The organism is Paenibacillus sp. ALE3 (genome assembly GCF_054113405.1).
Genome location: NZ_CM134214.1, coordinates 4,264,591 through 4,286,448 on the forward strand (window position 1 = coordinate 4,264,591; position 21,858 = coordinate 4,286,448).

Here is a 21,858-nt window from a genome sequence, read left to right on the forward strand (position 1 = left end):
TAGCAGGGAAAAGAAGCCTCAAGCTCCTTTTCCCTGCTAACGATGACATTGGTATTATGGCTTCCGTTTGGCGATAACAGCATAAGATACCGTTCTTGTGGTTCCAGTTGGATTCCATGCAGTAAAGAACCATCTGTCTTCCGCCGCAGAATAGTTATCGAGCAGAAACCCTTGCTGATTTCCCGAGAAAATCCATGAACCGCTAATCAGATTGTAGTCGTTACCGTTAATCGTAGTGCTTCTAAAGCTATTAGGAGAAATAGTGACCGGAGCGAAAGTGAAGCGTGCAAACCCATCTCCAAGTTGAGTTACACGAATGGCTTTTTTAACATTCATAACCACATGGCTTCTTTTTTTCAGTTTTTTCCCCAATTTTGCTTCCGCTTTTCTAATTTTCACTAAAGTTGCCTTTCGCAAAGAAATCATCTCCTTCATTGTTATACTTATAGTTAATGAAGGACTAAATGCTTTTGAATGGACAAAATCCCCGGTAAATTGGCTGGATTTTCTGGAGGTACTGAAACAAAGAGCCCTTCCTTAAAATAAAGGAGGGCTTGATACCGCTACTTCTTATGTCCTATACCGATTTTGTTAAGCCGATATGGGTGATCATGGTGTCATAGGGCTCTAACTCTATGGTTTGTTTGCCATATTCCGTTTCAATCGTCGTTTTTTGCAGTTGATCGCTATTGTTAATAACAACCAACATTTTACTTTCTGGATAATAAGCACACTCTGTATATAAGTTATCTGTAATATACTTCGTTTCATTGAGCTCATTGCCCGCAAAGCGGATTATATTCAGTAGCAATCTTGTATTTTCCCAGCTGAATTCGAAAGAAGGAAGGTAAATTCCCTTTCCTTTACCAAAGGCATGAGTGGATAGTGCTATCATTCCATTCGTTTCACCCGCTATCGCAGCTGCCCCATCCGTAAGATAAATCCTATTCTTCGGCGTTATACTTGCCCCTTCAGGCACCAAACCATGCTCATCCCTAACCTCATATGTCCATCTTCCATGAGCTACTCTGGAGCCTGTATCCTCATCCAGACCGAGGACATGTGCCATTCTGAAAAAGCTGTCATGACCTTCAACCGCTGAAGGCTGATTGATGCCAATAAAGGTGCCGCCCTCATAAACCCATTGGGTCAGTAAGTCTACACATTTGTTGTCATCCCAGTACTTTCCGCCACTCCATGCTGTACCAGCAGAGCCCGCATTAATCACTACATCACAATCCTGTAGTATTCCCTGACGGATATCGTCAAAATCAATGAACTGCACTTCAATCGGCAATCCGGATAAAGCCTCATTGATATGAATCAAATCATGCATATATGTTTCGTGAAAATGACCAGACAAGGTCCACGATCTCAATTTTCCCCAGCTGTGCAGAATAGCTACCTTCGTCTTCATGTGATAGGGTTTGCCTTCATGATGCAGTTCTTTGATTTCTCTGAACTCGTTGGCAATCTTTTCGATGTAATCGCAAAAATCTGGGTAAGGCTCTACAAGATGCAAATATCCACCCAGCCCAATCCGGTCAATAGGCTCCCTCAACAGGGCGCGCCGGATATTAATCCAATACTTTTTGGCATCCAGCGTGGGGTCGCCCCCCTCCATAAAGGTAGGAAGCCCGCCTAAGCCAACCGGAAATAAGTATGGATGCAGCCGAATCTCATGCGTATTCACTTTCACACCTGAACACAGCCTCGCCTCATAACCTGAGAACACACATTTGATCAATCCGTCAAAACCAAACTCTTGGAAACGGTCATTGTAAGGCTCCATGCCAACCCAACTGTCATCATAAAACACGTAGGCCAGCTTGTCGTGCCTATGCACAATGTCAATTAATTTCTTGCCAAATTCGATTACAAAATCATTGATAAATGCCATCCAGTCCAGCTTGCGCTGCTCAGCCGGGATATGTGTGACGCGATACTTTCCACCATTCACAAAATCCTCGGCAGTCATCGAATACCCATATCTCTTGGCAAATAGATCAAGCGCTCTTGAACTTACCGTAAAATCGTATGAACCCCAGTCCGAGAACAGATGGCGATTGCGCTCATTGCTGCCCCAAATCCAGGCGAAGTTATAAAATAAGGAGGTAAACCGGACAACCGTGGTTTCCTTATGATGAAGACACCAATCTTCCATCCAATCCAGAAGATACTGTTGCGTTTCTGTATAGATAGGATCAATCTGCATCAAATGCTCTTTGTCCCAATGATTCGTAGTGTGATTGTACATGGAAATCTCTTCCCAGATCCGGTAGGCCATGAAGCTTACTGTGTATTTATGCCAAGGAGCAATTCCGGTAATGACCACATTTCCGGATTCCCTTTCATAATTCCATTGTTCTCTTGGAACTTCTTCCCCGGTCGTTCTGTCAAAAACCTGCCAGTAGTTAAGCGCCTCTTTAGAATCATTCACTTTGAATTGTTCTGCAAAAAAATCCTCCATCAGATAGATGGATACATAATCCTGTACAGCTACCTTCGGATTCGTAATTAAAAAACACTGTTGCAGCTTATCCAGATTGCGGGACGCCCACTCGTTATGATCTCTGATGATACAGATTGTAGAATAAATGCCGTATCCAGCGTTTATAATCTCATCGGACAACTGCGTGCCGTCACTGTCACGGATGACATCAGCGCCCCATCGTTCAGCTAATTTTAGGGTCAGCGCCTCATAACCAGATTCTCCTGGTAGCGTAAAGGCCCCCGTTGTTTGTTTAGACAACTTCGATCCCTCCTAATTCAACATATCGGATAGAAAAGCCAACGCTAAGCCTTGTCCCCAGCCCTGAATCCAGTCTTTTGGAATATTGCGATACCCTTCACGATCTTTCATAACCGCCGTGCCGCCCGATACACCCAATACCCGTCCGTCTTCGCTAATATGGTTCAAGATGCCCTCCAATGCCTTTTGCACGTATTTGGTATGCAGTGGATTGCCGTTATTGATCATGGCCGCCGCAATACCGCAAGATGCAGATACTTCTTCATAGGACTCCTCGTCATCCAGTACCGTCCGCCACAAGCCATTCTCTGTTTGAACACCCTTCAATGCAGCCAGTTGATCCCGAAGGGAACATTCCACGTCCATACACGGCGGATACAAATACCAGTCTTTCAAATGAATTTTGACTTGCGACATGGTATATGCTCCCCAAGCATTCGCTCTTCCCCAGAAAAATCCGGACATGTGATCCTGTTTGACATTATTGTAGCCATGGTACCAGAAGCCGCTACTAGGGTCTTGCAGGTATTTGATATGCCAGTAATATTGATTTAAGGCATCCTGGATCATTTTCTCGTCCTTTAATTTGGTTCCTACACGCAGCAGAAAGAATGCCGCCATAAACAACGTGTCTGCCCATGCCTGTTCTGGAAAATCATTGGCAACGGATACCGTATGCTGCAGAACATGGTCTCCGAACCTGAGAGCATTGTTTTGGATGTAATCCACCTTGCTCATCACAATATCCCAATATTTCTGGTCCCCTGTTTCTTCATACAATGTGATCAGCATATGGCCCATGGCACATGTGTTTACCGTCCAGTGCGGCAGACCCAGCTCGATGTATTCATCTGCCCACTGGGCAAGCATATTTAGATACTCTTTATTCCCTGTTTTCGTATAGGCTCTGGATACACCATAATAAGCCACACCGCAGGGCCAATCCCACGTTAAATCCATCGCCATGGTTTTTCTGACGACTTTATCGATGACTTTTAATATCTCTTCCTTGTCATAAGTTAATTGAAGCATCGTTATTCCCCTCTCATTAGCGCACACGCCCCCAAAGGCGCTTGAGAGCTGTTCGTCACTATTTTGGAAACGCTTTACTTATTCCATTGTACGCAGTAAAATAGTCTCAATCTAAGCACATTCGCAACAAAACTGCGCAATTTCAATCATTTATATGTATACCTGCTGGCTAAACTTGACATAGCGTTCACCTATAATCTACTCAAATCCAAGTTATGGGAGTATCGAATATGCCCAGAAAAAAGAAGCCCATTATAGAATACCGACATTACAGCTTGCCTATAAACTTCCCTGTCTTGCTGTTAAGCGGTGAACGTTGGAAGATTTCAGATATTAAAAGTGAGCATCTCCATTTTCATAACCATTTGGAGATTGGTATTTGCTATTCGGATGGCGGTTTCATGGAGATCAAAGGAGAATCTGTCCCCTTCAAAGCCGGGGATGTAACTTTCATTCCCAGGTATCTTCCTCATACCACGTACAGTTCGCCAAATACAGCCAGCCTTTGGTCTTATATCTTTTTTTCGCCAGAGGATCTTTTTCAACATACTTTTAAAAGCGCCTACAGTAACTTTGAGCCCAATTTGTGGGTCGTAAAGGGAATAAACTGCATATTGAACAAGGAGCAGCATCCCAAGATGTATACACTTGCGACTTCGATCGTAGAGGAATTACAACAACAGAATCCTTACTATCAGGAAAGCGCCTACGGCTTATTGCTATCCCTTTATATAGAACTTCTCAGAATTCACTCCAGGAATGAATCATTGAAAGATGCAGAAACAGTACATAGCCGGAAAAGCGATTTTGCCATTTCTCCGGCTTTGGAATACATCACTAAAAATTATATGACACCTGTTAACATTGATTTTTTGGCTGACCTATGCCATTTAAGTACAACTCATTTTCGCCGAAAATTTCATGAGATTATGGGAACGTCGCCTCTTGATTTCCTAAACAGCACCCGAATCGAAGAAGCCTGCAAGCAGTTAAAAAGCACAGATGACTCCATTCTTTCCATCTCTGAGCAAGTCGGTTATCGTTCCATTTCCAGCTTCAATCGATGCTTCTCCAAGCTTATGGGAGAGCCGCCTAAAGAATGGCGTAAAGGAGCGCAATCCGAAGCACAATCAGCGAAAGCGTCTATACTGGAGTTTACGGGGTGGGTTTAATTTTACCAAACTGAATCAAGCAGCTCGTCCACTTCCTGAATTCGGGTCACCGATGGTGTTTGTATAAGATTTCCTCTCACCATAACCATAGCTACATTCGACAAAGCTTTTATATTGTCCAAAGGGTTGTGCTCCAGCACGATTAAATCTGCCTGTTTTCCGATATCAATGCTCCCTGTAAGATGATCAATGCCTAGGATCTCCGCATTAGACTTTGTTACCCGTTCGATGACCTGACCCGCATTCAGTTTCGTTTGTCTCATATAGTGGTCTAGTTCCCGCCACATATCATAGTGAGTGACGTAAGACATTGCGGCATCCGTTCCAATTCCAATTTTGATCTCATGTTCTACAGCCTGACGCAGCCCCTTCAGCATGGAGTCGTACACAAGCCGCGAATTTCCCTTAACCGTTTCATTCACCTTCGTTAGGCTCGTATCCAATTTCGCAATGGGATACCCAGCCTGCAAAGTAGGAATCAATGCAGTATAGCCCGATATAAAAAACAGGGAAAAGACATGATAATGGAAGCCCGTTTGCCCTGTTTTCCACTCCACTTTTCCCCGATTTCTTTCAAGTCTTCATTCATGTTTTCAGTGAGAACAACCCTGACACGAAGTGTCCCCATTATTGAAAGTTATTTTTTTCATAATGTACTACGCCGTAGTTCATAAAAATACTGCACAATCGGATGCTTTAACTTCATCTTCTGAGACATGTTTAAAATTCGCTTTTTTCCTACTCGTCTGTCCACTAAAGCTAGAATATTCAATAAGATATCATTACTCTCTAAGCTGTCCTCTATAGAAGTAGTTAAAAATTTATTAGCTACAACATTAAAATTAGACTTGCTTAATAAGGCCTGTGCTGACAAAAGCTCCTTTGCATGCTCTGATATTTTTCTACCTCTTGCTATTACTTGTAGACGATCCTCCGGAACATTCCCATTAGTATCTTTTCTGATCGCTTCAATTTCTTCATTCCTGATAGGAACTTGGATATCTGGATCATTTTTGATTTCCAACTCCGACTGATACCATTTGATTGGACTAGTGATATCATTCATATTGAGTATGTTCTTCTTATCTACAGCAATATAACAAACTCCAGATTTATCAGGCAAATAACGGTAACTGGTTGCCCGGTATTCGACCCTTCCGTCTAACGCAGGAGAGAGGAAGCTCTCTAGTTGTTGCTTCAATTTACTCCAGGACATATATCCTCCTATGTTTTCAATGCCTGCTAACAGCCCGTCCCTAACTTGGCAATTTAATTTCCTCGTTCCTCTACCTCATCATGATCCTTGCTTCCAAACTCATCAAGCAATGTACGCACTTCACTTGTTGATTTGGCGTTCATTAAGCTGTTTCTGAGTTCACTTGCCCCTCGGAATCCACGGACATATATTTTGAAGAAGCGGGCGAGAGGGCTGAACGAACGTGGCTCCTGCGCTGAATATTGATCATGGAGATCTAGATGAAGCCGCAGCAGTTCAAGCAATTCCTCACTGCTGTGTTCCTTCGGCTCCTTCTCAAACGCAAATGGATTCTGGAAAATACCACGCCCAATCATAATGCCATCCACTCCATATTGCTCAGCGAGCTCCAAGCCGGTCTGACGGTCCGGAATATCTCCGTTAATGGTCAGCAGTGTATCTGGTGCCACCTCATCACGAAGTTTCTTAATTTCCGGAATCAGTTCCCAGTGAGCGTCTACTTTGCTCATTTCCTCTCTTGTCCGCAGATGAATGGACAAATTCACAATGTCTTGTTTCAAAATATGGGGTAACCAGTCGCGCCATTCGTCTACGGCAGTGAAACCGAGCCTTGTTTTTACACTCACGGGCAATCCCCCGGCTTTCGCGGCTTGGATAATATCCGCTGCGATTTCGGGACGGCAGATCAGGCCGCTTCCCTTCCCATTCTCGGCTACATTCGCTACAGGACAACCCATATTAATATCGATGCCTTTGAAGCCTTCTTTCGCCATACCGATGCTCATTTCACGGAAATATTCCGGCTTATCACCCCAGATATGGGCCACCATGGGCTGTTCATCCTCTGTAAAAGTCAAACGCCCGCGTACACTTTTGTTCCCCTCCGGGTGACAATAACTCTCTGTATTCGCAAACTCCGTAAAAAACACATCCGGTCTGGCTGCTTCACTTACGACATGGCGAAACACAACATCCGTCACATCTTCCATCGGTGCCAGTATAAAAAAAGGTCGTGGCAAATCACGCCAAAAATTATTCGTCATTTCAAAAACTCCTCTATAAATACCAGGACAAATCTTTGGTCCCAAAATGGTAAAGCTAACTTGTTCATATCCTTGCTTCTTCTTCACATATAACATGTTTAAGCAACGTAGTTCAAACAGCAGTATATGTTAAGCATAGACATCTAAATGAGTATATCATACTCAATAGAGGAGCATACTCCCCAAAAGACTCGCAAAAAAAGGAAGAGCGCCGCCCCTCCTGCCATCTTCTATAACGTACTGCGCCGCAGTTCATAGAAATACTGCACGGCATAACTTCCCCAGCCTACGCCGTTCCCAAGCGATTTTAAAAAAGAGCCGAGGAATAATATCCTTGACCCTTTTCGTCAATTTCTACACATGAATACCCAAAATTTTCAGCTGTTCATTGATTTTGGCTTCAAGTTCTGCGATTTCTTGTTTATCTTGCTCTATTTCTTCAAGTGATGCCACGTGAGCATATTTATCAACATCTACACGATTTCGGTACGTTTCGATAATCTTATTGATGTTTTTATCAGTAAGTTTGTTTTGATTTTTACCTTTTTCAAACGCCAGTACACCTCAACTATTAGTCTTTTCTGACCAACAGCGCAACACTCTCCACGTGCACTGATCTGTCTACATCAATACAGCCGTTTGGAAACTGGCTTGAAGAGATTAGCCTTATCTAACATTTTATATTTCCGTTCCCTATCCGGCCCTATAAGTCTGTAGCTTATAGAAGCTCGACCGAAGTATCAGGTATTTATTTTTGCCATGCCTTTAATGTTACATGCATTCTTTTCTGAAATGATTGGATTATTTCTTTTTACCTTTAAGAATACATATCCATTTTGTCAATTCATTGTCATTAGGGACATATTCATATAATAGATTCGAACAAAAAAAGAAGGGAACGCCCCTCCTTGCTATAATTGTCCTTGCGCACTAACAGCGCCAAACTCTCCATATGGAACGATATATTCGGCTTTAGCTCATGTTTTCTCTATCTTTACTTCCCCGAATTAGTAATACTGCTCAATGTATTGATAAGCTTTATCAAAGACTTCTTTGTCTTTAATTTTGTATTTGACCCAGACAACACTCCGAAGAGCTTTCTTCACTTCCTGTTTTCCTGCAGTTGTACCCTGCCAACCATCGAATCGTACAATCTTAACGATATCATCTATATCCCCAACAATTCGTTCAACGATAATTGGTGTCTTTGAATTCCTCAACCCATCAAAAAGCTCTGTTAATGCCGCCTTGCCTTTATCCACTTCTTCCTCGGGGACTACTTCTTGTTCAGATTCTGCAGCTTCCCGCGCAAGCTCTAATAGCAGTTTTAGAAACTCAATACTGGTTATTAGTCCTTGTTCATGTTTCTCGCGGAGATTCTCAAGTTTTTCTCCTAATTTAACGAATTTGATATCATTACTATGTTTTCGAATTCTTGCGACCAAGTCAATTTCAACTTTGATCGTTGTCTTTCTCAGATTTTTTTGTTTTTCAATGAATTCATCGATTAAATCTGCATCCATCGTAAGAATTTCCATATCATCATGTACTTCTCCGACTTGCAGATTCTCGTGAACTAGTTCCAATGTTTTTGCCCCAAGAGAAGCCCAAATCAACCCGCCTCTTCCATCAGTAGGTTTCACGGATTCGAATACTCTTGTGAGCCATTGATAATCGAATTTCATTGAATTCAGAAACGGATCTGGAGATAGCGCATCCCACGCTCTATTGAGCACTTTATAATCGGCTCCAAATTCGTCCTTAATTTTATTGTTTGGCAAACATTCTTGTGCAGCAATTAAACCTTCCCAACCATCTATTGTACGGTCTACTCCCATGAAATAACTCAAGCATTTACGTATTAGTGCAGGAATCTGCTTTTTCACTTCTTCAATATTCGAAATGACCTTTTTCATGCTTGATTCATCAAAGTCCAAAGCTGTTGCTACATTATCAAAGATACCTATGTAGTCAACAATCAAGCCATGAGTCTTACCTTCATCATAGGTTCTGTTAGTACGACAGATGGCCTGCAGCAAATTATGATCTTTCATTGGCTTATCAAGGTACATAGCCTGCAATATAGGTGCATCAAAGCCAGTAAGCAGCTTTGACGTTACAATAACAAGCTTTAATGGGTCGTTAGGTTCTCTAAACCTGTCTAAAACCTTTCCTTCTGCATCCCTATCACGTTTATACGCTTTATATTTATCCTCTTTGTCATTATTGGTGTCCATCACGATGGTAGTTGCTTCCGGACCTAGCAACTTATCAAGTTCTTCTTTATACATAAGACAGCACGCTCTGTCATAACAAACAACCTGACCTTTGTATCCATTCGGTTCAATTTTCTCCTGGTAATGCTTCGCTATATGCTCACATATCTTTCTGATACGCTTGCGATCATACATAATAGCTTTCATGTTGACCCTTCGAGACAGCTCTGCTTTATCTTCACTAGATAAATTCTCTGTTAATGCTTCGAATTCAGCATCGAGCTTTTCTCTATCCACATGCAGGTCCACTGGTACCGGTTCGAAATTCAATGGTAGCGTCGCATTGTCACGAATTGAATCCGAGAAGGAATACTTGCTCATATATCCACTCTTATCCTCAATTGCACCAAATGTATTGAAAGTATTTTTATCAATACGATTAATCGGTGTGCCTGTAAGGCCAAAGAAAAACGCATTCGGAAGAGCAAGACGCATCTTACTACCTAGATCTCCTTCCTGAGTTCTATGAGCTTCATCCACCATAAGTATGATATTGTCTCTTGGGTTAAGTTCCTTTTTAACATCACCAAATTTAAAGATTGTTGTAATTGCAATCTTTCTCTGGTCCCCTAAGAAGAAGGATTCTAAGTCGTCCTTTGAGCCAAGGCTGACAAGATTAGGGATATCAGATGCATTAAACGTTGCAGTTATCTGCGTCTCTAAATCTATTCGGTCGTCAACTATAACTATTGTCGGATTGTTTAGTTCAGGTATCATTCTAAGTTTTTGTGCTGTAAAAACCATCAGTAACGATTTACCTGAGCCCTGAAAGTGCCAGATAAGACCTTGTTTTGGATATCCGGCCTTTACGCGTTCCACAATTAGATTCGCGCCCTCATATTGTTGATAACGACATATGACTTTATATTTACGATACTTTTTATCGGTTGCAAATAATGTGAAAAACTGAAAAATGTCCATGATATTTTCAGGTGTAATCATATCTTCAACACTGATTTTCACATCGGCAAGACTTCCTTCACTTTTATGATCCGGAGTATGCCATGGGCCCCACATTCCGACCGGCATGCAAACTGAACCATATCTGTAACATTTGCCTTCTGTAGCAAAATTGAATATGTTAGTTACAAACATGCCTGGTATGCTTCTTTCATATGCAGCTATATCTCCAGCAGCATCCAACCATGTAATAGAATTACGAACAGGCGTTTTCAACTCACCAATCGCCACAGGGAATCCATTAATCAATAGAACAATATCTAGTCTCTTACCGTTCTCTTTTTGAGGATATACCCATTGATTGGTGACAACATATTCGTTCAACACTAGGTCTTCTTTAGTCATTGTTCCAAAGAATCGAATGGGAATCATTCGTCCATCTTTGCCGAATGGGTAGGAATTCTCTTCAAAAACCATCTTCTTGAACATTTCATTCTGCGTTACTAGGTTGTGCGGCTGAACCGTCAATATTAACGTACGCAGTTTATAGATAACTTCATCTGTGCGGGATGGTTCTTCAGCAATTTCAGGATTAAGTCGAATGAGTGCCTCTTTAACCATAGTTTCAACCATAACATCCGAGTATTCACGTTGCAATTCTTCGGCGGGGATAAATTTCCAACCATTGTTTTTGAGCGATGTAAGAACCATTTGCTCAATCGTATTGTCTTCATTAAACATCAGGTGGCCCTCCAATCTTTAATAAACTTAAAACTACTTATCCAAAGCTCTTCGACATTAAGGCTTTCAAAGTTAATTCCAGATTAACAATATTTTGTTCTAAATTAAGCTTTGATTTATCTGTCTGTTTGATAAAGTTTCCAAATTTGTTCTGCAGTACGATTGGCGGCACCACAATTGGAATCGCCTCCATATTCTCACGATTAAGCTTTTTCTGATCTATACCAGTGACCCAGTGGCTTATATCGAGATACTTAATAAAGTATTGCAGGAAAACCATATTCAAATCATCTTTACATTGTAGAACGTGGGCGTGATTATTAACCCAGATCTTACCCGAAACAATAAAAGCAATGTCATAATTCCGAAATTCCAATGCTTTCCCATCTTCAGATATTAAAAGGTAAGTTCCATCAAGCCGATAATCGTTCACGTGATCGACTATACCTGTAGCTCCATAGTACGGATAAGGACCTTGCATTAATTTTCTATCACCTTCTTTAACTGGTTTTCGGCTCCTATTAAAGTTGACCGTTAATTCCCCAAGAGGACGCATTCCCCATTTTTTTGATTCTTCATTTGGGTTTCCAAACATCTCAATAAATTGCGATTTGACAAGCTCATCTGTAAGATAAAGTAATTTCTTGTAAGCTTCTTTTGTATTATTGGCAGCCCATAATAGATCAGCAAGTTTTTCTTGTTGAGCAATTTGAGGCAGCATAAACTCGTATTCCAATAAAACTTTAGGAGACAATCTTTTTGACATTGTTCCGTCAGAAAATTTCTCAGCATATCCCCAGAACTCATCGGTATTTAAGACGAACGGAATAATGCGTCTTAACAACTTATCCTCAACACGCAATACTATAGAGTCACCAGAAGTAATCCCATCAAACTTTACAATAGATGCTCTTTTTAAATAGACATTACGTCGAGCAATTAAAATATCTCCTGACTTGAAAACTTTCATAGCGGATTTTAAAAGAGTTGTATTACCATATTTCTTAATCTCAATTTCACCCGATACATAATGCTCAAGACCAACAAATTTGTCATATTCACAATTCGCCGGATTATCTACACGTTTAGATATTACCTTTACTACATCACCAAGTTTATATTTTATCAAGACTCATCACCACCATTCTCAACAAGCATGTATTTCAAAGTCTCATAAGATTCTCTAAAAGTATCACTGCTAGCAAGCCATCCATCCAGTGCTTCTTCCACAGAATATAACGTCTCCTCATCTTCAACACTCTTAGACCCACTTACATAAAGCGGGATACTCAGTTTACTGTCATATCCGATAATCTGTTCTACTGTGGCAATTGCTGAAAAACCATCTCGAACTTTAAAATCGATGTATGTTTGTGCTATCTTCTGTATATGATTTTTTTCCAAATAACTCTCTGCATTTTTTCGAGTTACTTCATTTTTTGCATCAATAAACAATACATGTCCTTTACGAGAATGTGCTTTTCTCGTTCGGCATATAATAATACATGCCTCCATCGGTGAATTGTAAAATAGATTTTTACCGACCCCAATTACACATTCGACCAAATCACTTCTTACAAGCTTTTCACGCATTTCTCTTTCTTCATCCCTAAACAAAATACCATGTGGAAATAAAATGGCACATCTGCCCGTATTCGGATTAAGGCTCTTCAAAATATGTTGAAAAAATGCATAATCAGCCCTTCCTTGAGGTGGTGTACCGAGAAAATTCCGGCCATACTTATCAGCTGAAAATACTTCTCGATCCCATTGTTTAATTGAATATGGTGGATTCGCTAACACTAAATCAAACTGCATTAACTCACCATGCTCCACAAAAGCAGGTTTCTTTAAAGTATCGTCATTTACTATATGAAAGTCCTTTACACCGTGTAAGAACAAATTCATCCTTCCGATTGCAGATGTAAGAGCATTAATCTCTTGCCCATATGCTTTTACATTTCTCCATTCAAGTCCTTGTTGCTTCAAATAAGCAATGGCTGAAATAAGCATGCCTGCGCTACCACATGTAGGATCATAAATACTTTCACTCGACTGTGGTTTTAGCATCTCTGTCATAAGATGAACGACTGTGCGATTTGTATAAAACTCCTGTGCAGTGTGCCCACTATCGTCAGCAAACTTCTTAATTAAATATTCATAACCTTGTCCGAGTTCGTCCTCAGGGCAATTTTTCATACTGAGTGTTTTTGAGGAGAAATGCTCAATAAGATCTTTAAGTAATTTATCAGGTAATCTGTTTTTATTGGTCCAAGCCCCATCCCCAAAAACACCTTGTAATTTTTCAGGATTTGCTTTTTCAATAGCCCGAAAAGCATTGACTATCGCAACACCAACATTTTCTGATACTGATCTGACATCCGTCCAGTGAAAACCTTTCGGAACAATGAATCTATGATTTTCTTCCCATTCGATTGCATCCTCATCCCCGTCAAATTCCTCAAGGATTTCTGCACATTCTTCATCATACACATCACAAATTCTTTTAAAAAACATAAGTGGGAAAATGTATTGTTTATATGAACCAGCATCAATATGAGTCCTTAAGAGTACTGCTGAATTCCATAAGTATGATTTCAATTCATCAAGTGTAATTCTACTACTCACTAATGTATCCTCCTTCAATCAGTAAGGACTTCAAGTTTTCTTCTGCTTCAATTACTTCATCTAATGCTGCCAAAAATGTCTTCTTAACTTCCTGAGGACAAATCGTTTCTATCGGTGCTTTTTCAATGTAGCTGTTCACAGAGAGCGTGTATTCTTTGAATTTTATATCTTCAATTGACACAACCTTAGATTTTTCAATTACTGATTCATAGTTTTTGAAAAGATTGTAAACTTCCTCAACATCTTTTTCTGTCATTATATTTTGAGCTCTTTGCGCAGTATAAATTTTTGATGCATCAATCAGACAAATTTTCCCTTTATGTTCTTTTACTTTATTATTGTTTAGTATTAGAATACATGCCGATACCCCTGTACTGTAAAACAAGCCGCTTACCAAAGTAATAACGCATTCTAACTTGTCAGATTCTATTAATTGCTTACGGATTTCTCCCTCTCTACCTCCGTGGAATAGGACTCCCTGTGGAAGAATGACCGCACAGCGTCCATTCTTTTTATCCATAGATTTCACCATATGCTGAAGCCAAGCAAAATCAGCACTGGAATCTAAAGGACTCCCCCATAAATTTCGACCGTAAGTATCTAAGGCAAATTGATCTGCACCCCAAGCTTTTAACGAGAACGGTGGATTCGCGATTACACAATCAAATGTTTGTAATTCTCCTCCATGTAGGAAAAGAGGTGATTTTAATGTATCACCTTGTTTAACCTTAAAATCCCTTGCTCCGTGTAAGAAGAGGTTCATTCTTGCAATTGAGGAAGTTGCTAAGTTCTTTTCTTGACCATAAATCCTCCCATATGTACTTTTATCATCTCGTACATTCCGAATTGCTTCGATCAACATACCACCAGTACCACAAGCAGGATCATAAACCGTCTCGCCTGGCTTCGGATCTAGTATTTTGACCATTAATTTCACAACTGATCGAGGTGTATAGAATTCACCTGCATTTTTCTTTGAAAGATCAGCAAACTTTTTAATTAAATATTCATAACTATCTCCCATCACATCAGATGAATAGTTTTCATTGCCTACTTTAATTTCTGACATGTGTTCAATGAGATTCTTTAAGCGTTCATCTGACAGTTTGTTTTTATCAGTCCAGTTTGCGTCATCAAAACTAGAAAAAACGCCATAGAGTGTATCTGGGTTGGCACGTTCAATGCCATTCATCGCATTGACTATTGCTACTCCGACGTTCTCACTAACTTCGCGAACGTCCTGCCAATGGCACCCATCAGGAATAATGAAACGATGGTTTTCTGGAAAACTGGCGAATTCTTCATCACCACCAGATTCCTCTAATGCGGCTTGTGTTTCTTCATCATAAACATCTGATAATCGTTTAAAAAAGAGAATTGGCGTTACATAGCTTTTATACTCATCCTGATTAATTGGACCACGCAGAATATTGCAGGCTTCAAAAAGGTGAGAAAACAGCTTTTGACTTGTTGTTTCTTCAGGCTGTGAAGTACTGTTTTTTAGCGCTTCATTAGCAGCATCCATTGCTGATTGGATCATTTCTTCTCTACCTCCAGTTTTTATGTTGGCTCCGGCAGACTCTTCTTTAATGCTGACGCTCACTGAAGACTGTATCTTTTCCATCTTTGCTGGATATAAGTTTTCAAACTCAAGCAGTATCCTTAGAAGCCGCTCATCAAGAAATGTCAGTGCATGTTTTCTGATATGTGTCGGCACTCCGTAGTAGGCTTCTGCCATACCTCCAGTAATTGCAGCTAACGTATCACTGTCTCCACCAATAGAGACAGCGTTCCGGATTGCGTCTTCAAAATTAGAAGATTCGAAGAATGCAACAAATGCTTGCGGAACTGTTTCTTGGCAAGTCTCATTAAATTGGTACGTTTCCCGGATTCCATCAAGCGAGAAATTCATGGGGTAGTAGTGCTTATCAATGTAATCGCGAATTTCTAAAATATTCTTCCCGCTACGAGCCAGAAAGACTGCAACCGCAGTAGCTTCAGCGCCTTTTATCCCCTCAGGATGGTTATGTGTTACAGCTGTCACCTCGTGCGAAAGCAATTTGGCTTCTTCTATAGAATTAGCAACATAACCGCATGCACTTACTCTCATTGCAGCACCGTTACTAAAACTGTTGTATGGTTCAGGAGAATCACTGTACATCCATTTGTAGAATCTCTCTCCATACCCCCTACTCGGATAGGGTCTTCCAAGAACTTGCATGGATTTAACAGCTTGGTCACCCAAGTCACTAAAATCACGTTTACAGATCATAAGTGCTTCACATATCGCTAATGACATTATCGATTCATCAGTGAAAAAACACTTGTATGTTAAAAAATCAAAATCTTTCGAGCGATGATTATCCCATTCAAATCTGGAACCGACAATATCGCCAATGATAGCCCCGATCATGCAATTCCTCCCTGGTGCCGGGCCGATACTTTTAGTGAAGCCTCAGCATGCATACAAACTTTTCAAATAAATCCCTATTACAACACAGTTATTTATGTCAACATTTTATTGTTTCACATTCATAATAGTTTTTTGAAGACGCTCCATAACTTCATTCCACCTACCCTCAGCAAGACGAATATTTTCTACATATCTGGAACGTTCCTGCTCATATTCTTCTGTGATCACCTTTTGTTCATCAACCCTGAGCAACGGGATTTCTAGCGTCTTCAAGTCTTTATAGCTAATATTAATGACGACTGTTCCTTGCTGTTTTCCTGCTAAAACTTTGTTTCCCAAGGGGCTATCCAAGAAAACTTTTAAGTACGTCCCTAAAAGCACTTTTTCATTCGGTCTTATTACAATAATGTTTGATGACGCGATACAAGGATACTTCTGTTCTTGGAAAACCGCTATTCTGATCGCTGTTCCCCGTGCTGGCAATAGTAAATCCCCATCTCTTAGTAAATAATTGGAAACTTTACGTTCTTCCTCTTCGATATGATCAAGGCCCTCATAATCAATGTCAAAATCATTAAGGTTCGATATATTTACGACGCCAATGCTACCATTAGCATCTTTCTTGTTAATCGCCTTTCCACGAAAGACCTCAGCAACATTACCTAATTCTTCCCTTTTAATGCTTGAGTTCTGATAACGCTGCCAATCCTCATCCACCATCGCAAAGATATGATCAACATTCCAATAACCCATTTCCATTAACTCTTCCAACATAACAAACGTATCTTCAATGAGTACCAGTTCATTGACTCCGTTTTTTTTGATGTTGCTTGTAGCAGCACCATACCTTTTAATCATCACATCTTCTGTTCGGCCAGTTGAGATCGTAAACATATAGGTCTTAATAGCGGTAGATGCAAATATCCCCGTTGGTAACTCCGCTATCTCTTCCAATTTATACATGCCTTGTATAAATTCTCTTAAGTCCTTTACCGAGCCAGCCGCAAAGGTTATTCTCGCTGGAAGTACAATCACTAATACTCCTGAACTATTCAAGTGTAAGAGCAAGTTCTCTACAGCTATCATTTCATATTCCCTACAAATGAAATCACCATTATCTTCTCCGCGTTCTCTCGCCCCAAATACAGGTACCGCCAGAATTAAATCAAACTTCCTTGCTGAAAACTCGTATACATAAATACTAGTCTGTTCGACAATTACATTGACATGCTCCTTAAACATTTCATCGAGAAGAACTTTACTCACTGTATTCATGGTAGTTATGTAGAACTCGCAATCAGAATGTCGGCTTACCAATTCAGTAAGGTAAGGTACAAATTTTTCAGCTTCAGGAATCAACACCGTCTTAGTGTTTGGTTTAAAGTGTTTTTCATATTCGGTAATCAACACTTTCGGTATATAAAACATCTCTTTATGATCTGCAGATGCAAGAGCCATTTCCCAATCAATTTCTTCATCATCCATAGCCATAAAAGCACCAAAAAACGACTTTGAATCCGGATATGGATTTTTCATACCGTAACTATTCGATATTGAAAGCATCATCTCATACGCTTTCTGCTCAGTAAGTTTATCGGAATTTAATACAAACTCCTCTTTTGTCTTTTTCAAAAGGAACAAAGCAACAGGCAACTCTGAGTGAGCAGTATATCCCCTCAATGCATTATAACGATTCCAAATATGGTTCATCCGTTTGTCGTTACGCATCTTTATAACCCCCTTGCAAAACACTCACTATTCATCGTACGCAAAATATAGCACCGCAGATAATTCACGTCAACCTTTATTTTATTTTGGTATTAAAATACCAAAATAAAATATGTTATTATTTATATTGTCCATTTCTTAATACGCCCAATCAAAAATCGAGAAAACCTGAAGTCAGACTTCCTTTCGAACCAATTATGACTGAATTAATATTAATACATAGTTTAGAAACCTTCACACGACAGCCATATGTGGGTATTCCAGTGTTGTGTGTACTACAACTTATTATTTCCGGAAGTGAGGTTGCAATTCGAAATGGAGAAATCCTATTTAATTGCTATCAACTAAAGGTGAAATCATTGTCAAACAGCCAAAAACAAAAAAATCCATTCGAAAAGTTGCTCTCCCCAGTTCTATGCTTAACGAGCTAAAAGAATATACGACTACAGAATGCAAGAACGAAATGACATCGGGGATGCATGGCGCGGCGACAAATGGTTTTTTATGTTTTCACATCCAGATGAGCAACCTTTCCATCATGAACGGCCCTATCTTTGGTTTCGACAGTTCGTTAAGAAAAACGGGTTTAGGTATTTCCGATTTCATGATCTTTGACTCATCTCAGCTACAATTTTGATTAACCAAGGCGTTCATGCCAATATCTTTTCAGAGCGGCTTAGACACGGGAGCATTACTACAACAATGAACATTTATAACCACGCTCTTCGGACTGCCGACCAAGCTGCTGCTGTTGATAAATTCGAATCATTCTTTACATCTAAAGCCGCAAAAGAACCGAAAACGCCCAGGAGTTTCCTAGCGCCTTCGGTTCTTTTGGGCTGATTTCCAATTGATTTTTACATTAGTTTTACATCAACCTTGTTTTTTGACGTCCGTACCATAAGCATTATTAACCTGTAGTATACCGAATATCCCACTAGTAATAAGGGTTTCACTTAACTGTTTTATCCTTCACCAGCAACACCACGGCCTCCACATGTACTGTATGCGGGAACATATCCACAGGCTGCACTTCCACTGTACTATACCCGCCATCCTCCAGTATCCTTAAATCCCGCGCCAGTGTGCTTGGATTACAGGATACATACACCACGCGCTCTGGCTTCATCTCCAGAATGGTGTCGAGTAGGCGTGGATCGCAGCCCTTGCGGGGTGGATCGACGACGATGACGTCGGCGGTGATACCTTGCTCTTTCCATGCAGGAATGACATCTTCGGATGCGCCTACCTCAAACTTCACATTACGCATTTCGTTCAATAGCGCATTACTCCGTGCATCGTCGATGGCTTCTTTGACGATCTCCACCCCATACACCTGATCCGCATGCTGAGCGAGAAACAAAGAGATCGTGCCAATGCCACAATACGCATCAATTACCGTTTCTTTGCCTGTGAGCCCGGCATATTCGACGGTTTTGCCATACAGCACTTCCGTTTGTACGGGATTCACCTGATAAAAGGATCTTGGGGAAATCGCAAACTGTACGTTTCCAATGTAGTCGTAGATCACGTCACGACCCCACAGTACACGAGTCTCGTCGCCAAAAATAACGTTCGTTCGCTTCGTGTTCACGTTCTGGCATATGCTTGCCACGTGTGGGATGTGCTCACGAATACTGCCGATCCACGCATCTGCGTGCGGAATATCTCGCCCATTTGTGACGAGGACCAGCATCATTTCACCTGTGCGAAAAGCGGTCTTCACAACGACATGGCGTAACAGCCCGCGTCCGGTTTCTTCATTATATGCACTGATGCCCAGCATTCGGCCAATCTCTTTCACACGTGCGACAACTTCGTCATTGCGCTCGTCTTGAATGAGACAAGTGTTCATATCCACGATGCGATGGCTGCCGCGTGCGTAGAAGCCGCCGACAAGCCCACCTTCGGTGACACCAATCGGCACCTGGGCTTTGTTGCGATACCGCCAAGGCTCACTCATACCGAGTGTAGGATGCACGACTACGCCTTGTACACGCGACATGTGGTCTGCACTTCCATCCGCAGAGTCAGCCAAAACCTCTGCAATATGCTCACTGGACTCCGTAGCCACACTCAGCTTTCCGATACGTTCCAGCACATCCACCACATGCTGTCGCTTCCAGCCTAGCTGCGCTTCGTAGCTCATATGCTGGATCTGACAACCGCCACATTGATCGTAGATAGCGCACGGAGCTGCAATCCGGTCAGGGCTAGATTGCGCGATATCCAGAAGCTTGGCATAGCCATATTGCTTTTTTGTTTTCAGCACCTTGACCCGTACTTTTTCACCCGGTAACGCGCCCGGAACGAACAGCGTAAAACCCTCGACACGCCCTACACCCTCGCCATCATGGTTCATGCCGATGATGTCTATCACGGCCTCATCATTCTTTTGCACAGGCAGATCGCTACGCTCTGCATTAGACCTGCTACGATTGGAAGCTTCCTGATTCCGTCTATCGTTACTCCGTTCATCATCGGAAAACGGACGAGATTTCCGTTCATCCCCCCGCATTTTTCGATCCGAATTATCCATATTTCCACTTTTGCTTTCGGTTCCAGCCCGAAGCATTCTATTCCCAGCTCCAACTCGTGACTGTTCCAGCTCTCTCTCTTTTTTCACCTGCATGGTCTTTTTGTGCTGATTCCCTTGAACTGGAGTTGTTGTTGCTGTATTCCGGCGGCTTTTTCCACGTCCGCTACGGTTATTCGTCATGATGGTCACTTCTTTCTGTTCTTCTTTTCATGCTTATCTTCATTCAGCCATATCATTCAAATCGTCATCTAGACGATGTTTAAACATCAACTCGAAAATGCCGTTACTCCCCACGGAGAACGGCAAGGACCGATATGTTCCCTACAAAAAACAACTATCTACTCTGCGTTCCGTATATCGCACTGCTCAACCAACCGGAAATAAAATCACTTCCGCTCATTTCCTTACCGAAACACATTCAAATGATGCGGCAGATTTCGGAAGGTCGCTGGCAGTGTGCCTCCTAATTCGCCATCCAGGTTAAGCTGGACATAGCCAGGTGAGGTCACTTCCATGTAATCTGTTCTGAAGTAAACGATTTTCTTGTCCTGCAAATGCTCCCCGCGCAGCGCAAGTGTAACCAAGCGGATCATTTCCGCCAAATTGCATTTCCGCACAGCGATGACATCTAGCAGTCCATCATCTATTGTCGCCCCAGGAGCAAGCTTTTCAAACCCGCCGACCGAATTTGTATTTGCGATCAGGAAAAGCATAAATTCGTCGTGAATCACTTCTTGACCCGATGCCTTGATGATCAGCTCCTGTGGTGCAAGGCTGACCATCTTCTCCATGCCTTTGAAATAGTAGGCCAATTGGCCAATCATCGTTTTGAGCTTGCTTGGAACTTCATATGTAAGCTCGGTTAAAGTTCCACCGCCTGCGATGTTGATAAAGTAGCGGTCATTGGCTTTTCCGATATCCAACGGCTTCGGATTTTGACGAATAACGAGGTCACAATAATCCTCCCAATGCCTGGGAATGCCCAGTGCTCTGGCAAAATCATTCGTCGTTCCTAGAGGAAACACACCCAGAGGCGGGCGGTTTTCCCTTTCAGCCATCCCGTTAATGACCTCATACAATGTACCATCGCCACCAGCGGCAATAATCATATCATAGCCACGCTCAACGGCCTCTGTTGCGGCACGCGTTGCGTCCCCTTCCCCTGTAGTTGCATGGCAAGAGGCCTCAATACCACCTTCATCTAGGCGCTGCAAGACATCCGCAAGGCGACGCTTCATTTCCTCACGCCCAGAGGTCGGGTTGTAGATTAATCTAGCTCTTTTCATTCCGTTACGCCACCCGTATATTTAATGATATTTATATTCACATCGCAGTTCATCACATTCAGTCTGTACAAAATATCATCATACTGGAAAAAGACCTCTTTTACAATAAAAGAAGCCATTCACTATCCAAAT

15 protein-coding genes and 1 pseudogene are annotated in these 21,858 nt (G+C 41.5%); 1 reads left to right on the forward strand and 15 read right to left on the reverse strand.

Annotation, left to right across the window (positions count from 1 at the left end; all coding sequences use genetic code 11):
• Positions 1-54 precede the first annotated feature (54 nt).
• From ACXHJ2_RS18910 to ACXHJ2_RS18920, 3 genes are all read right to left on the reverse strand, one after another.
• Positions 55-336, reverse strand: coding sequence for a hypothetical protein (locus ACXHJ2_RS18910; RefSeq protein WP_457874281.1), 282 nt, complete (start codon positions 334-336; stop codon positions 55-57).
• 241 nt (positions 337-577) lie between these two features.
• The gene (gnpA, locus tag ACXHJ2_RS18915; protein ID WP_165082768.1) at positions 578-2,752 is read right to left on the reverse strand and encodes a 1,3-beta-galactosyl-N-acetylhexosamine phosphorylase; all 2,175 of its coding nucleotides are present in this window, start codon (positions 2,750-2,752) and stop codon (positions 578-580) included.
• A gap of 12 nt (positions 2,753-2,764) precedes the next feature.
• On the reverse strand, positions 2,765-3,784 hold the full coding sequence (locus tag ACXHJ2_RS18920; protein WP_165082770.1) for a glycoside hydrolase family 88/105 protein: 1,020 nt from the start codon (positions 3,782-3,784) through the stop codon (positions 2,765-2,767).
• 230 nt (positions 3,785-4,014) lie between these two features.
• Here ACXHJ2_RS18920 and ACXHJ2_RS18925 point away from each other — a divergent pair, with 230 nt between their 5' ends.
• A complete protein-coding gene (locus ACXHJ2_RS18925; RefSeq protein ID WP_165082772.1) occupies positions 4,015-4,956 on the forward strand; it encodes an AraC family transcriptional regulator in 942 nt (313 codons plus the stop codon).
• 2 nt (positions 4,957-4,958) lie between these two features.
• Here the strand turns inward: ACXHJ2_RS18925 and ACXHJ2_RS18930 are convergent, their stop codons facing one another.
• The 12 genes and pseudogenes from ACXHJ2_RS18930 to ACXHJ2_RS18985 form a co-directional block, all read right to left on the reverse strand.
• Entirely contained in the window at positions 4,959-5,513 is a 555-nt protein-coding gene (locus ACXHJ2_RS18930; protein ID WP_165082774.1) for an amidohydrolase family protein, read from the reverse strand.
• Between the two features lie 89 nt (positions 5,514-5,602).
• Positions 5,603-6,172, reverse strand: a complete 570-nt coding sequence (locus ACXHJ2_RS18935) for an SF0329 family protein (protein ID WP_165082776.1) — start codon at positions 6,170-6,172, stop codon at positions 5,603-5,605.
• Positions 6,173-6,225: 53 nt separating this feature from the next.
• Complete coding sequence (locus ACXHJ2_RS18940; protein WP_137077890.1) at positions 6,226-7,215, reverse strand: tRNA dihydrouridine synthase; 990 nt, start codon at positions 7,213-7,215, stop codon at positions 6,226-6,228.
• Between the two features lie 354 nt (positions 7,216-7,569).
• Positions 7,570-7,767, reverse strand: a pseudogene (locus tag ACXHJ2_RS18945) (N-6 DNA methylase); the annotation flags it as partial.
• A gap of 455 nt (positions 7,768-8,222) precedes the next feature.
• Complete coding sequence (locus ACXHJ2_RS18950; RefSeq protein WP_165082778.1) at positions 8,223-11,132, reverse strand: type I restriction endonuclease subunit R; 2,910 nt, start codon at positions 11,130-11,132, stop codon at positions 8,223-8,225.
• 37 nt (positions 11,133-11,169) lie between these two features.
• Positions 11,170-12,261, reverse strand: coding sequence for a restriction endonuclease subunit S (locus tag ACXHJ2_RS18955; RefSeq protein ID WP_165082780.1), 1,092 nt, complete (start codon positions 12,259-12,261; stop codon positions 11,170-11,172).
• Positions 12,258-13,760: a type I restriction-modification system subunit M gene (locus ACXHJ2_RS18960; RefSeq protein ID WP_165082782.1), complete on the reverse strand. Its 1,503-nt coding sequence runs from the start codon at positions 13,758-13,760 to the stop codon at positions 12,258-12,260. The genes ACXHJ2_RS18955 and ACXHJ2_RS18960 overlap by 4 nt, the downstream gene beginning before the upstream one ends.
• Complete coding sequence (locus tag ACXHJ2_RS18965; protein WP_165082783.1) at positions 13,753-16,173, reverse strand: N-6 DNA methylase; 2,421 nt, start codon at positions 16,171-16,173, stop codon at positions 13,753-13,755. The genes ACXHJ2_RS18960 and ACXHJ2_RS18965 overlap by 8 nt, the downstream gene beginning before the upstream one ends.
• Before the next feature lie 105 nt (positions 16,174-16,278).
• Positions 16,279-17,901: a restriction endonuclease subunit S gene (locus ACXHJ2_RS18970; RefSeq protein ID WP_165082785.1), complete on the reverse strand. Its 1,623-nt coding sequence runs from the start codon at positions 17,899-17,901 to the stop codon at positions 16,279-16,281.
• Positions 17,902-18,853: 952 nt separating this feature from the next.
• The gene (rlmD, locus tag ACXHJ2_RS18975; RefSeq protein WP_165082788.1) at positions 18,854-20,620 is read right to left on the reverse strand and encodes a 23S rRNA (uracil(1939)-C(5))-methyltransferase RlmD; all 1,767 of its coding nucleotides are present in this window, start codon (positions 20,618-20,620) and stop codon (positions 18,854-18,856) included.
• A 224-nt stretch (positions 20,621-20,844) separates the two neighbouring features.
• Positions 20,845-21,726: a diacylglycerol kinase gene (locus ACXHJ2_RS18980; RefSeq protein WP_025677329.1), complete on the reverse strand. Its 882-nt coding sequence runs from the start codon at positions 21,724-21,726 to the stop codon at positions 20,845-20,847.
• On the reverse strand, positions 21,723-21,845 hold the full coding sequence (locus tag ACXHJ2_RS18985; protein WP_016819811.1) for a hypothetical protein: 123 nt from the start codon (positions 21,843-21,845) through the stop codon (positions 21,723-21,725). The genes ACXHJ2_RS18980 and ACXHJ2_RS18985 overlap by 4 nt, the downstream gene beginning before the upstream one ends.
• Positions 21,846-21,858 lie beyond the last annotated feature (13 nt).